This window comes from Bacillus sp. B1(2022) (assembly GCF_040259625.1).
In the GTDB taxonomy this organism is placed as follows: Bacteria; Bacillota; Bacilli; order Bacillales; family Bacillaceae; genus Bacillus; species Bacillus velezensis.
This window is the reverse complement of the sequence record NZ_JANIFO010000001.1, coordinates 131,362-144,708: the sequence shown is the minus strand read 5'-3', so window position 1 is coordinate 144,708 and position 13,347 is coordinate 131,362. Positions and strand designations below refer to the sequence as shown.

Below are 13,347 nucleotides of genomic sequence, written 5' to 3'. Positions count from 1 at the left end.
GGGGCAGCTAACGGGCTGCTGATCGTTCCTTGAGAAATTTTATAATGATTGTTAAGAGGCGAACGGTTTTGGCAATATCGGAGGCAGGATATCATTTTTTGTTTAACTTGCTCACAGCTGACACCTTCACATAAGTCTTAAGCGAAATAAAAATATCCCGGTAACCACCTCCTTTAGTTTCGGAGGATTCTTCATTAAACAGATCGCAATCCCGCATCCAGGCTTGTCTGAATATGGAGCCAAAACCGTGATTTCCTCATTATCACTTGCAACCATTTTTGTTACAACGCTAGCGGCATGAACCCATCTCTTTTTAACAAAAGAGATGATTCATTACATCATAAAGGGACTTGCTCGCAAGTTCATTCTCCATTGCCCGCTGTACGCTTCCGAACGTCTCATCGAGCGCGCGCTGAATATTTTTGCCGACCGGACAGTCGGGGTTCGGATTGTCGTGAACCGCAAAAAGCTCTTCCCTATTCTGCACCGCCCTGTAAACCTCTAAGAGGGTGATCTCCGACGGATCTTTTTTCAGGCTGGCTCCCGGAACACCCGCCCGGGAAGTCAGAATACCCGCTTTTTTCAGCTGGCTGATCGTTCTCCGCACGACGACGGGATTGGTGTTTACGCTGCCCGCAATCATGTCCGATGACGCCCGTTCATCCGTTGAGATCAGCGATAGAATGTGAATGGCCACAGCAAGACGGCTGTTAATCATGTTTTTCACCACCGTTGTAACCGTAATAGTTACATTTCATTTGTTTGTCAACTACTAATATACACTAAAACGGGCGGCAGGATGAAATCAAGTTGGCAATAGAGGGTAAACAGGCCGGCGGGAAACCGGCCGAAGAGGGATTAAAATAAGAAATAACGCTGTCCGAGCGGAACATAGCTGACGGGCTGGCATGCCAGCTCTTCTCCGTCGGCGAACACCTGATAGGTTTTCGGATCGACTTGTATATTCGGCATCGCGTCATTCAGCTTCATGTCGAGCTTACTCAGCTTACGGATATTCCGTACGGGAGAAATCATTTTTTCAAGGCCGAGCTTTTCCGGCACACCGTTTGCGATACCGGCCTGGGACATAAATGTAATAGAGGTATTTCGGTTTGCTTTACCGTATGATGCGTACATCTGCCGCATAAACACGGGCTCAGGCGTCGGAATGGAAGCATTCGGATCTCCCATCTGGGCGCGGGCGATCATGCCGCCTTTGAGCACAAGTTCAGGTTTGACGCCGAAGAAAACCGGGTCCCATAGTACAAGGTCGGCGAGCTTTCCTTTTTCAACGGAACCGACTTCATGGCTCAGGCCGTGAGTGACAGCCGGGTTGATCGTGTATTTGGCGATATAGCGTTTGGCACGCACATTGTCATTGCCGTTTTCTCCTGATAGAGCGCCGCGCTGTTTTTTCATTTTATCGGCAACCTGCCATGTCCGGATAATCACTTCTCCCACCCTGCCCATCGCCTGCGAGTCAGATGACGTCATGCTGATCGCGCCGATATCGTGCAGAATATCCTCCGCCGCAATGGTGGCCGCTCTGATGCGTGAATGACTGAACGCCACGTCTTCAGGCACTTTTGAATCTAAATGATGGCAGACCATCATCATATCAAGATGCTCGTCCATCGTGTTGACGGTATACGGGATCGTCGGCGTCGTAGAGGACGGCAGGATATTGGCGTAAGATGCGAGTTTCATAATATCCGGTGCGTGGCCTCCGCCGGCTCCCTCTATGTGATATGTATGGATAACCCGGTCGCCGATCGCATCAAGCGTATTTTCTAAAAAGCCCGCTTCATTTATCGTGTCTGTATGGATTGCCACCTGAATGTCCGCCTCATCCGCTGCTTCCATGCAAGCTTTAATGGCGCTTGGCGTTGATCCCCAATCTTCATGCAGCTTCAGGCCGATCGCGCCTGCTTCCACCTGCTCGATCAGCGGCGCTTTATCGGATGCATTCCCTTTTCCTAAGAAACCGACGTTGATCGGAAACTCCTCGGCCGCTTCCAGCATTCTCGACATGTACCATGCACCGGATGTACAAGTCGTCGCTTTACTTCCCGTCGCAGGACCCGTTCCGCCGCCGAGAAGCGTGGTCACGCCTGAAGAAAGCGCGACTTCCATCTGCTGCGGGCAGATAAAGTGGATATGCGTATCCACCCCGCCGGCCGTTACGATTTTCCCTTCGCCGGAAATGACTTCTGTTCCGGCACCGATAATCATGTGCGGGTCCACCCCATCCATGATATCAGGATTGCCGCTTTTTCCGACGCCGACAATCCGGCCGTCCTTCACCCCGATATCCGCCTTGACGATTCCGGTATAATCCAGGATAACGGCGTTTGTAATGACCAGATCAAGCGCTCCGTCTTTCCCGGTGATACGCCCGTTCTGCCCCATGCCGTCCCGGATTGTTTTCCCTCCGCCGAAAATCATTTCTTCACCGTAATTCGTGAAATCTTTTTCGACTTCAATCCATAAATCCGTATCTCCGAGTCTGACTTTGTCTCCCGTTGTCGGTCCGAACAGTTCTGCGTATTGCTCACGTGACATTTTCATCGAATCGCCTCCTCCATCCATCCGGCTTTTTTAAGATTTGACAGGGTCTTCTCTTTTCCCCGCTCATCCATATACGTATCGGCCATGCCGTTGAGACCTCTGACCGTTTTTCGCCCTCCGATTTCCACGAGCGTGACGGTTTTCTCTTCTCCCGGTTCAAAACGGACAGATGTGCCTGACGGGATATCAAGGCGCATGCCGATTGCTTTGTCCCGATTGAAGGAAAGGGCGCCGTTGGCTTCGGCAAAATGAAAATGCGATCCTACCTGCACTGACCGTGTTCCGTTATTGGTGACTGACACCTCCAGCGTCTTCCGGCCTTCATTAATGGTGATGATCCCCTTTGCGACTTGAATCGCTCCCGGCTTCATGACTTCACCTCCGCTTTGATCGGCTGATGAACGGTGACAAGCTTAACCCCGTCCGGGAACGTCGCTTCCACCTGAATGCTGTCCAGCATTTCCGGAACGCCTTCCATAACGTCTTTTTCCGTCAATACATTGCGGCCGGATTCCATCAGCTCAGCAACGCTTTTTCCGTCTCTCGCGCCTTCCATCAGATAACAGGTCAAATATGCGGCGGCTTCGGGATAATTCAGCAGAACGCCGCGCGCCTTCCGCTGCTTAGCGAGCTCTCCCGCCGTAAAAATAAGCAATTTTTCTTGTTCAACCGGTGTCAGTTTCATCTGTATTCCCCCTTAGTGATAGTCAAACACAATCCGCATGGTCATACCGAAACGATGCAGGCGGCCGTCACCCCCTTCACCTCATGAAATGTTAAGTGATAAAAGTTATTCGACGGTGAACGACCCGATTCCTTTTGCAGAAATTACCGATTTCTCATTTTTTTCTTCAACAAACGTTTAATCAAATGTGAAGAAAGGTTACATTCTATGTGAATATTATAAAGAAATCGCCGGGGAATTTATAGAATATTTAAAAATTTAGTGAATATTAACCAAATGAACTGGAATTTTTGTCATTTCTCATAACAAAAAGCCCAAAATATTTTGGGCTTTTGCTGTGTTTCACTATCAAATTAATCATCACTGAGTTTATCTTTCGTTTTGCCGACACCCTTTTGCAGGCTGCCTTTCGCTTTGTCTTTTTTACCTTCCGCTTTTAAGTCGGACTTGTTTGCCATGTCGCCTGCTTTGTCCTTTGCTTCCCCTTTCATTTTGTTCATGCCGCCTTTTACTTTGTCTTTTAAACCGTTATCTTGACTCATGATCTCTTCAGCTCCTTTTTTGTTCTGTGTACTTGTTTTCTTCCCTTTCAGCCTGATAGCAAACATTTCAACTCTCAATTATTGATTTCACAGCGTTCCCCGTAGCGGAGCACTTTGTAAACAGCCAATCCGTCTGACAGCTTATTATCACCGTATTGCACCGGCAGAAGAGCAAAGAAAACATAATAAGTTGAAAAATAGACAAATTGGTAAAAAAATAAGTTTGGCTCGAGGACATCTTTCATGATCAGCAGATTTATTAAAAAGATAGAAGCGAGATTAAACAGACAGCCTCCGGAATAGACGAGTGCGCTCGTCAGACGGTTATCTATCCGCAATTCGCCGAACTTGCAGAAAGAATCTATGAAGTAGATACGCCGAACCCGAATCGGCCCTACTTTTAAAAGACGTTTCCCCATTCCGATATCCAATGATGCCTTGCCTCCGAACAGCATGGCCATAAAGCTGTGTCCCGCCACATGGATGACAGACACCATCGGCAGAATGATGAGAAATGATACAAAAAACTTTATCATATCATTGAATCCGAACAACAAATCCCCCCCTCGCATATGCTTTTTTCTCTCTTTTGCGATTTTTCCGTTTTTTTCTATGATCAAACGTTATAATGTGCATAAAAAAATAACCATCTGCTGATCAGATGGTTAAGAAAATTATATATCGTATAAACACTGTTCTTTTTGAATGTTTTCTCTCATGCGAATCGCTTTTTCATAAAAATACGCCGCTTCTTTATATTGCTCATGTGCGCTTGTGTAAACGGCGGCCTCCAAGGCGAAATCTTCAATATACACATACAGCGATTTTTCATTCATATAGTCAAACACTTCATGGATTAAATCCATATTGAGTGACTCCAAATAAAGCGCTTGTAAAAACTTATACTTCTCTAAACTGAATCGATCGCCCCGTTCTTTCGCGATCATGACCCCTCTTTCATAATAGGTAAGGGCCGCTTGGTCATCATGCAGCCTGAAAAGGGTGTGCGTTAAGCTGAACAGCGCCTTCGGAAGCTGTTCAAGCTGATGCTCTTCAAAAACGGGAACCGCTTTTCTAAAGTACCGGGCCGCTTCATCCAGATCGCGCTTTTCAGAATAACAATTCCCCAGATTGTAAAGCGAAGACCCGATCAGGCGGGGCTGTCCTTCAAGCAAAGAAAGGCGGAGGGCTTCGTCTAAATGCTCGAGCGCTTTGTCGTAGTTTTTGCAGTCGATGTAGTTTCCTGAGATGACGAAATGGCATTGAATTCTCCGCACTCTGTAGAAATCGTGTTTCATATACGTATCCAGCGCCTGAATCCCGTGATTCATGGAAAAATGAGTCTGCTTCATGACATAAAACACTTCAGACATCTTGAAATGGAATTCCGCCCTCTCTATATCATCCTCGACAAATGAAAGGAGTTTTTCCGCTTTCCGGTAAAAAGAAATAGCCGCAACATAGTTATTGTGATCGAATTCATACATCCCTCTGAACAAATGGAAATAATACTCAGACAGTCCCGATATGCTGTCCGTGCTTTCGATCGTCTTTTGCAGCTCGCTGTACTGAATCTGTGATTGTTCGGTGCATTCCGGCTTGACGTAATCAAGCATAATATGATGGCGGTAGCTGATCAGCTGATAATATAACAGCAGCAGCTGGTCTTCCTCCATACGTTGTATATCCTCATCAATTTCCTCTTTCAGCTTTATGGCATCAGCCGCTTGAAACGCTAAAATGTGCTTGTACCATTTGTTGATCTTGACTCCAACTTGAGATGACGGAATCTCGTATGCGGTCATGCCCCTTTCACAACCTTTTCTAATTTCTATTGGTTATATTTTAACATATTGTATGGCTTTGGAATTGCATAAATTGATTGTCCTGCATCAAAATTCCTATCATATATTTCGGCTGTCATCGGTATTTTTTGAACAGACCGCTCTCATATTGTGAATAAAAAAGCCTGCCCTTGTCCGGGCAAGCTTTTCTTCATCCGCCTATATAAGACATTTCCACTTTCTTTTTTCCATCCGTTTTAGAAAGCGCGCGGTCAATTGAATACTGATCCGTGCGATTTCTCCAGACAGAAGCGATGGATTCCGTCAATTCATCATCGGTCAGACCGCCGCGCACGAGTTTCCGAACATCATAGCCGCTTGACGCAAACAGGCACGTAAACAGCTCGCCTCTCGCCGACAGGCGCGCTCTGTTGCAGGAGGCGCAGAATGCATCCGAGACGGAGGAAATCACGCCGATTTCGCCGGAACCGTCAAGATAGCGGAACCTGGAAGCGACCTCTCCTTTATAGTTCGCTTCTATCGGCTCCGTCGGCATGTGCTGGTTGATCAGATCAATAATCTCTGCCTTCGTGATCACGTCTTTTTTATTCCATTGATTCGTATTGCCTACATCCATAAATTCAATAAACCGGAGAATATGACCCTTTTCTTTAAAATGGCGGGCCATCGGCAGGATATCTTTTTCATTGACGCCCTTTTGAACAACCATATTGATTTTCACACCGAGTCCGGCCGCTTTTGCCGCCTCAATGCCCTCAAGCACCTTGTTCACCGAAACCCCGCGGCCGTTAATGGCCTTAAACCGCTCATCCTCTAAAGAATCGAGGCTGACTGTCACGCGATGCAGCCCCGCCTGCTTCAGTTTTTCCGCATACACGGGAAGCAGAGAGCCGTTTGTCGTCATCGCGATATCTTTAAGTCCGGGGATGCGCGCAAGTTTTTTGATCAATTCAGGCATATCTTTTCTCATGAGCGGCTCTCCGCCCGTCAGCCTGATTTTTTCAACGCCGAAGCGGCCGACAAACAGCTTCGCAAGCCGCTCAAGCTCCTCGAAGGAGAGCAATTCCGTCTTTTGTAAAAATGGATAATCCGGTCCGAATAATTCGGCTGGCATACAGTACGTGCATCTGAAGTTGCAGCGGTCGGTTACAGAGATACGAAGATCCCTGAGCGGCCTTTCCTTTTTGTCTGTCACCCGGCGCGTTTCTGTATTCATAAGCCCAAGACCCCTTTCTATTGTTCAACCCGTTCAGGATGTGTGTATACGTTAAATGATCCGTTTCTGACAAAACCGATCGCGGTGATGTTCAGCTCTTCCGCCATTTGCAGCGCGAGCTCCGTCGGCGCCGATTTTGAAATGACAATCGACACGCCGATTTTTGCGGCTTTTAATAAAACCTCTGAGGAAATCCGGCCGCTGAAGACGATCAGCTTGTCACGGACCGGCATTCCGTTTTTCAAACAGCAGCCGTACAGCTTATCCAGCGCGTTGTGGCGCCCGATGTCCGTCCTCATGAAGAGCAGCTTTTCCGTATCGCACAGCGCCGCATTATGGACGCCGCCCGTTTCCTGGAAGGTGCCGCTTCCTCTTTGCATCTCCTTCATCAGGCGAAGGCACGTCTCAGGAGTTATAGTGATACGGCTGACGGCGGTTTTGGCCGTTTTCACATCCTGCTGAAAGTAAAAATGGCGGCCTTTCCCGCAGCATGAACCGATGACCCTCTTCGTATAGTCTTTTTGCTCAAGCACTCCGGGATTCGTCAGTTCAACATATGCAAACCCGAGACTTTCATCTATAGTAAAGCTTTTGATTTCTTTTTCAAAACGAATGACGCCTTCTGATGCGAGAAATCCGATGACGAGTTCCTCTAAATGGTCAGGCGTGCAGACGAGCGTAACAAATTCCTGTCCGTTCACCATGACGGTCAGCGGATACTCTGAAACCATCCGATCTGCCGTCTTTGTTAATACCCCTTTTTCATAGCGGTATATGTCTCTAACCGCTGTTGTTTTTTCATCCACTGTTTTCCCCTCCGCAGTATCCTTCTCTTTTATTCTTCCACAATCCCTGTATTTTGTCGAATTTGCGGTTTAAAAAAAGAGCCCTCTTAGGACTCTATGTTTCATTGCGATGATGTCTGCTCAGAATGGTGAATAAAATAACTGCGGCGATAATGGCCAATATACTGACGAATATGAAGGCGGCAAGCTTCAGAAAAATTCCCATCAGAACAAAAACGACTGCCGCCAGCACTAATATAATGCCTGCTCCTTTTAACAACAGCGTTCATCTCCTTTTATCCGTATCATTCCCGCGGTTCCGTTTTCTAAACAAAAAAGACGCCGCGCGGGCGTCCTTTTTTAACCTATTCTTTTGCTAAATCCTTTGCAGCGTCTTCCCAAGCCTGTTTGAACTCGTCCGCGCTGTCAGCTGAGACATATGTGCCGCCTCCCGCTTCCGCCGCTTTTTCAAGGCTTTCGCTTCCTTTCATGCCGAAGTTGAAGCCGATGATATTGACGATCGTGTTGACGTTCGCTTTACGGAGCTTTTGAATTTCGGCCTGAGGATTACCGCCGCATGTTTCTTCACCGTCTGTGATCAGATATACGACGTTTTTCCCTGTGGCGCCGGCCCGCTCAAATTCTTCACGCGTATCAGAAAGCGCTTTCGCAATCGGTGTCCAGCCGGTCGGTTTAATCTTGCTGAGTGATTGCTCAAATGGAGTCACGGCGTACGGCTGAAGGCCGTATAACGTTTCTGTCGCATTACATGATACGGCTTTGCCTGAGTTTTTATTATTGCCCTTATGCCCGAATACCCGAAGCATCAGATTCGTGTCTTCAGGAAGAACTTCCGCAAAAGAAGTGACAGACTCTTTCGCAACATCTATTTTACGCTCTCCCCCTGTTTTTTGTATCATGCTTCCGCTTGCGTCAAACAGCACGGCAACGTTTGTTTCTTCATGCTTTTTCTCAGCTGCAAAAACAGGTGATCCGAGTGAAAGCGTCAAAAGACCGACAATCCCCGCAGTGAACATTTTTTTCATTTCCTTCATTCCTCTCCGTTTGTTTTTGGCCGATGGGCCCCCGGCTCTTCTCTATGCTAGATGACGAGTATGCAAAAAGATATAGGGCGGGATTCCTTTTGTATAAGCGGCGGTACGCCGTTAAAAATGAACAGAATTATGCGCATCATCCTAAAAAGATTGGATAAATGATGACAGATTTAATGCCTTTTTCGCCCTTTTTGTAATATAAGTCCGGAATCTGATTCTTTTTACAGTTTTCTCTTCATCTTTTCTTGAAATTTTTGTTAAATAAAAATAAAAAAAAGGGCCGATAAACGGCACCTTTTCTTATTCCGCTAATGAACTCGCTGCCATTGTAAAGATGCGGTTCATATCCTTTTGGCTGTGAGCTTCGTAATATTTTCCTCCGCCCGCTTTGGCAATCTCGTGAAGCTGGCCGTTGAAGCCTTCCTTAAAGTCAAAGCCGATCACGTTAACTTTAATATGCTGTTTGCGAAGTTCTTTCGCTGTCTTAACAGGATCTCCTCCGCATGTCTCCTCGCCGTCCGTCAACAGGAAAACGGATTTACTGCCAAGTTTGTGCAAACCGGTAAAGGAAGCCTTCGCATCCTCTAATGCTTTTGCAATCGGTGTCCAGCCCGTAGGCCCGATTCCGTTAAGAGAGTTAAGGAAGCTCTGTCTGTCAAACCTTTGGAATCCGTACACACCGCGAATGGATTCACAAGATTGAACCTTTCCGGAGTTTTTATTATTGCCTTCCGAACCGAAAACCGTCATTCTGACCTGTGATTTAGATTTAATTTGATCCGCAAAACGGACAATTTCTTCTTTTGCCATGTTGTATTTAGAAACACCGTCAATCCGTTTTGCCATACTGCCGCTCGCATCAAGTAAAATGGCGGTATTGTTTTTAAATGAAAGAGTCTTCTCGTTTGCATTCTCGGCAGCAAAAGCAGGAGATGCAGCAGTCAGCATCAATCCGAGCATGAGTATGAGTGAAAATGTTTTTTTCATTGCTTTTTCCCCTTTTCAATAGATTTACGTTCAACGCCGAACAATATTTATCGTAAATGAGATGAAAAGGGAAATAAATAGGACGGCGTTCCTCATTATTTTTGCGTATATTCACATAGAAGCGGCATTTTTATCAGTGATTTACACCCGGCGCTCAGCCTTCAATCGACATTTGTCAGCCTTTAGGCTTTCGTTATATGAGTCTGTTGGTTGCTTTACCGCTTATGGAATAGTTTTCAAAAAAAAAGACGCTCATGAAAGCGTCTATTTTTTCGCCATATATTTGTTTAAAAATGAATCTGCTTCGGAAATGTCTACTCCCTGATAATAATGCTTGACGATGTCCGCCACTGATTTTCCCTGCTCCGCCATGTAATTGGCCCCGTACTGGCTCATGCCGACGCCGTGGCCGAATCCTTTTGTCGTAATGGTGATGCTGCCGCCGTTTCGTTTCCATTCAAAGTCGGCAGAACGGAGTCCGAGTTTTTCCCGGATGTCTCTTCCCTTCAGCTTTTTGCCGTTGATGACGGCCGTTGCCACTTGATGGCCCGGCGTTCTGGCTGTAATCTGTCCCACCGTGTTTTGTCCCGAGAGCTGTACGCCGAGCTTTTGCTGAAACTCCGGCACACTGAAGGTCTGGGTGGCAAGATATTTCGGCGATTGCTTATCCCACGGACTTTTCACGCTTTTTAAATAAGGAATGGCGCTTGTCCAATAGGCTTCCGCATTTTCCGTATACCCGTTGCTCGTAGAGAAGAAAGATGCCTCAATCGGCTTGTTATCGTACGTTAAAATCTTTCCTTGCGTGCCGGCCACCGCGTTTGTGATTTTCTTGAGGTTGTGTGCGTACTTAGAACCCCATTCTTTTTTCAGCTGGCTTTTGCTTTGATAGACTTGGAACATTTGCGTATCATCCACCAGTGATCCTTTCGGCGCCTGGACGGCTGAGTCAGCGACCATCAGTCTGACGATGAATGTCCGGGCGGCGAGCGCCTGGGCTTTTAAGGCCTCCGGTTTAAAGTTTGCGGGCATTTCGGAAGCCACGACACCGATCACGTACTCTTCAAGCGGAATGTTTTCTACAGAATGATTGGATGTCCGATAAACCGGAATGGATACAGGTGATTCTTTCAATGTTTCTGCTCCTTTTGTTTCTCGTGTGGTGTGTGCTGTTTTGTGTCCGGGTTCTCTGTTTACGGCTGCTCCTTTTTCTGCCTGAAACGGAAGGACGAGAATGGTGGGGACTAGAAGAATAAGTATACACAGCCCGGATAGTAGAAATACAATCGGTTTCATATATCAGCTGCCTCCTGCTTGGGATTCGACTCTACTTCATCTTATGGGCAGGGACAAGCTAATATGACTTCCTTTTGGACAGAATCTTTACTCCATTTTTCACGCGAAAAACGTATTCTTTTTTGGAAATCAGAGCATAATAATGATGATAAACCATAAAAAAACAGTATGCCAGATTGACATACTGTTTTTACAGCCATTATGCGTTTAGGTCAGTTACGACTTCTTTGCTTTCTTGTTCAGCGGCCGTTTCATCAACGACACGCTCGATGTCAGCGCCGAGAGCCGCAAGTTTTTGATGGAAATTCACATAACCGCGATCCAAGTGCTTCAGTTCCGTGACGCGTGTATGACCTTCAGCCACTAATCCCGCAAGAATCAGCGCCGCGCCCGCACGCAGGTCCGTAGCGGCAACTTCTGCGCCTTGCAGCTGTACAGGACCGTTAATGATCACAGAACGTCCTTCAATTTTAATGTCGCCATTCATCCGGCGGAATTCTTCAGCATGCATAAAACGGTTTTCAAACACAGTTTCAGTAATCATGCTTGTTCCGCTCGCACGGAGAAGCAGCGCCATCATTTGCGACTGCATATCAGTCGGGAATCCTGGGTGAGGCATCGTTTTAATGTCGATCGGCTTCAGCTGGGCAGGACCGATGACACGAAGGCCTTCTCCTTCATCCGTAATTTTGACTCCCATTTCTTCCATCTTCGCAATTAAAGACGTAAGATGCTCAGGAACCGCACCTTTGACTAATACATTTCCTTCCGTGATCGCCGCAGCCACCATGAAAGTACCCGCTTCAATACGGTCAGGAATGATGTTGTGTCTTACGCCGTGAAGCTTCTCGACACCTTCAATTTTAATGGTGCCTGTGCCGGCTCCGCGGATTTTTCCGCCCATCGCATTGATATAGTTCGCTAAGTCAACGATTTCAGGCTCTTTTGCCACGTTTTCAAGCGTTGTTGTTCCTTCAGCTAAAGCAGCTGCCATAATCAAGTTTTCTGTCGCACCCACACTTGGGAAATCTAAATAGATTTTTGCGCCCTGCAGACGGCCTTCCACTTCTGCTTCAATAAAGCCGTTGCCTACTTTGATTTTTGCACCCATTGCTTCAAAGCCTTTTAAATGCTGATCAATCGGTCTTGAGCCGATTGCGCAGCCGCCCGGAAGCGCTACTCTTGAATGACCCGTACGGGCTAACAGAGGGCCCATAACAAGCACTGACGCGCGCATTTTGCGCACATATTCAAAAGGTGCTTCTGTTTCTAAAGCGTAAGAAGCGTTTACGGTAACTTCATTATTCTCAAAATGCACATCTGCTCCTAAATGACGCAACACTTCATTAATTGTATATACATCGGAGAGCGTAGGTACATCACATATTACGCTTTTTTCTTCACTTGCTAATAAAGATGCAGCGATAACTGGTAAAACGGCATTTTTTGCTCCTTCAACTTTCACTGTGCCGTTTAACTTCTGACCGCCGCGGACGATGATTTTTTCCAAGGTATTCCCCTCCGCGTCCCTATATTCTCTATATTAATATTCAGTCGTCACGATTGGTGTGCCAACCGTAACGGTATGTTTTTCGCCCATTCCCGCACTTCTAAGCGCAACTTGCACATTCATCTTATGTTTCGATGTCATGATGTAATCTGTCCACTTATATGTAAATGCAGAAACAGAAACGAAATGAGGCTCAACTACATGTTCAACTGGACTTGCTTCAAATTCTTTCATGAGCTGTTCTGCTTTTTTTTGCAAAACAATACTCATATTATCATTTAAATGACCCTTTAGACAAGTAAAAATAAATACTTTATTTTGAAATATGTCATGTGCCTGCCGTTCAAACTGTTCATATGTATCATTCCAGTTTTCCGGTTGCTCCGGGCTCATTTGCTCATATAATAAATACGAAGTTGGGTTCTGGTTTTTGAGGGTAGTGACGAGCTGCAGTTTAAAAGTTGTGTGATTTTTTTTGTCAGAATACGTGCCGACGGCCTTTACGATTTTATCTTCCCGCGCGGATTCCCAATGATATTGCGGATACTGCGTCTTCAGTTCTTTTACCTTGTCATCAAATTCACTCAGTGACAGGTTCAGATTTTTTTTCGCATGAAGCGTCCATTCATCTACAGTGACCTGCTGCCGCTCCATTCCTTCGGCAATCTGGGCAAGCGGAGACAGCTCACTTGCATGAATGGAATGAAATACCGCTATTAAGGCGCTTAAAAAAACAAAAAATAAGATGATGCGGCCTGCTCTTTTTTTCTTCATATCGATCTCTCCCCCTTACTCCCATTTTTGCCGGAGCCGGGGAAAGCAATACATGGAAAACTTCGTCAAAACTCGCCAAGCGGGTGAAGAAAAATTGGTTTCTCACCCAGCGATTCCCTTCATT

15 protein-coding genes are annotated in these 13,347 nt (G+C 46.4%); all 15 read right to left on the bottom strand.

Features of this window, described 5'->3' with window-relative positions:
- Positions 1–313: 313 nt before the first annotated feature.
- Entirely contained in the window at positions 314–718 is a 405-nt protein-coding gene (locus tag NQS30_RS00775; protein WP_007614341.1) for an Rrf2 family transcriptional regulator, read from the bottom strand.
- A gap of 140 nt (positions 719–858) precedes the next feature.
- The gene (gene ureC / locus NQS30_RS00770; RefSeq protein WP_007407580.1) at positions 859–2,568 is read right to left on the bottom strand and encodes an urease subunit alpha; all 1,710 of its coding nucleotides are present in this window, start codon (positions 2,566–2,568) and stop codon (positions 859–861) included.
- Positions 2,565–2,939: an urease subunit beta gene (gene ureB / locus NQS30_RS00765; protein ID WP_012118652.1), complete on the bottom strand. Its 375-nt coding sequence runs from the start codon at positions 2,937–2,939 to the stop codon at positions 2,565–2,567. The genes ureC and ureB overlap by 4 nt, the downstream gene beginning before the upstream one ends.
- The gene (gene ureA / locus NQS30_RS00760; RefSeq protein WP_007407581.1) at positions 2,936–3,253 is read right to left on the bottom strand and encodes an urease subunit gamma; all 318 of its coding nucleotides are present in this window, start codon (positions 3,251–3,253) and stop codon (positions 2,936–2,938) included. Before ureA ends, ureB begins: the two co-directional genes overlap by 4 nt.
- A gap of 353 nt (positions 3,254–3,606) precedes the next feature.
- Positions 3,607–3,795, bottom strand: coding sequence for a CsbD family protein (locus NQS30_RS00755; protein ID WP_012118653.1), 189 nt, complete (start codon positions 3,793–3,795; stop codon positions 3,607–3,609).
- Positions 3,796–3,869: 74 nt separating this feature from the next.
- Positions 3,870–4,349, bottom strand: a complete 480-nt coding sequence (locus NQS30_RS00750; RefSeq protein ID WP_218791404.1) for a hypothetical protein — start codon at positions 4,347–4,349, stop codon at positions 3,870–3,872.
- A gap of 120 nt (positions 4,350–4,469) precedes the next feature.
- On the bottom strand, positions 4,470–5,600 hold the full coding sequence (locus NQS30_RS00745) for a response regulator aspartate phosphatase (RefSeq protein ID WP_007407584.1): 1,131 nt from the start codon (positions 5,598–5,600) through the stop codon (positions 4,470–4,472).
- 190 nt (positions 5,601–5,790) lie between these two features.
- Entirely contained in the window at positions 5,791–6,816 is a 1,026-nt protein-coding gene (gene moaA / locus NQS30_RS00740; protein ID WP_218791405.1) for a GTP 3',8-cyclase MoaA, read from the bottom strand.
- Positions 6,817–6,833: 17 nt separating this feature from the next.
- Positions 6,834–7,622, bottom strand: a complete 789-nt coding sequence (gene fdhD, locus NQS30_RS00735; protein WP_007407586.1) for a formate dehydrogenase accessory sulfurtransferase FdhD — start codon at positions 7,620–7,622, stop codon at positions 6,834–6,836.
- Positions 7,623–7,716: 94 nt separating this feature from the next.
- The gene (locus tag NQS30_RS00730) at positions 7,717–7,881 is read right to left on the bottom strand and encodes a hypothetical protein (protein ID WP_007407587.1); all 165 of its coding nucleotides are present in this window, start codon (positions 7,879–7,881) and stop codon (positions 7,717–7,719) included.
- 85 nt (positions 7,882–7,966) lie between these two features.
- Positions 7,967–8,647 (bottom strand): VWA domain-containing protein, encoded by a 681-nt coding sequence (locus tag NQS30_RS00725; protein WP_012118657.1) that lies wholly within the window; start codon positions 8,645–8,647, stop codon positions 7,967–7,969.
- Between the two features lie 309 nt (positions 8,648–8,956).
- Positions 8,957–9,643, bottom strand: coding sequence for a VWA domain-containing protein (locus NQS30_RS00720; RefSeq protein ID WP_007407590.1), 687 nt, complete (start codon positions 9,641–9,643; stop codon positions 8,957–8,959).
- A gap of 264 nt (positions 9,644–9,907) precedes the next feature.
- Positions 9,908–10,939 (bottom strand): stage II sporulation protein D, encoded by a 1,032-nt coding sequence (gene spoIID / locus NQS30_RS00715; RefSeq protein WP_012118658.1) that lies wholly within the window; start codon positions 10,937–10,939, stop codon positions 9,908–9,910.
- A 199-nt stretch (positions 10,940–11,138) separates the two neighbouring features.
- Entirely contained in the window at positions 11,139–12,449 is a 1,311-nt protein-coding gene (gene murA / locus NQS30_RS00710) for a UDP-N-acetylglucosamine 1-carboxyvinyltransferase (protein WP_007614362.1), read from the bottom strand.
- A 33-nt stretch (positions 12,450–12,482) separates the two neighbouring features.
- Complete coding sequence (locus tag NQS30_RS00705) at positions 12,483–13,223, bottom strand: YwmB family TATA-box binding protein (protein WP_007614364.1); 741 nt, start codon at positions 13,221–13,223, stop codon at positions 12,483–12,485.
- Positions 13,224–13,347 lie beyond the last annotated feature (124 nt).

Bases quoted from the DNA above. Each gene is read 5' to 3' on its own strand.
- NQS30_RS00745 (WP_007407584.1), bottom strand. From the start codon at position 5,600: ATGACCGCATACGAGATTCCGTCATCTCAAGTTGGAGTCAAGATCAAC.
- NQS30_RS00775 (WP_007614341.1), bottom strand. From the start codon at position 718: ATGATTAACAGCCGTCTTGCTGTGGCCATTCACATTCTATCGCTGATC.
- NQS30_RS00725 (WP_012118657.1), bottom strand. From the start codon at position 8,647: ATGAAAAAAATGTTCACTGCGGGGATTGTCGGTCTTTTGACGCTTTCA.
- NQS30_RS00720 (WP_007407590.1), bottom strand. From the start codon at position 9,643: ATGAAAAAAACATTTTCACTCATACTCATGCTCGGATTGATGCTGACT.
- NQS30_RS00705 (WP_007614364.1), bottom strand. From the start codon at position 13,223: ATGAAGAAAAAAAGAGCAGGCCGCATCATCTTATTTTTTGTTTTTTTA.
- NQS30_RS00755 (WP_012118653.1), bottom strand. From the start codon at position 3,795: ATGAGTCAAGATAACGGTTTAAAAGACAAAGTAAAAGGCGGCATGAAC.
- moaA (WP_218791405.1), bottom strand. From the start codon at position 6,816: ATGAATACAGAAACGCGCCGGGTGACAGACAAAAAGGAAAGGCCGCTC.
- ureC (WP_007407580.1), bottom strand. From the start codon at position 2,568: ATGAAAATGTCACGTGAGCAATACGCAGAACTGTTCGGACCGACAACG.
- ureA (WP_007407581.1), bottom strand. From the start codon at position 3,253: ATGAAACTGACACCGGTTGAACAAGAAAAATTGCTTATTTTTACGGCG.
- spoIID (WP_012118658.1), bottom strand. From the start codon at position 10,939: ATGAAACCGATTGTATTTCTACTATCCGGGCTGTGTATACTTATTCTT.
- ureB (WP_012118652.1), bottom strand. From the start codon at position 2,939: ATGAAGCCGGGAGCGATTCAAGTCGCAAAGGGGATCATCACCATTAAT.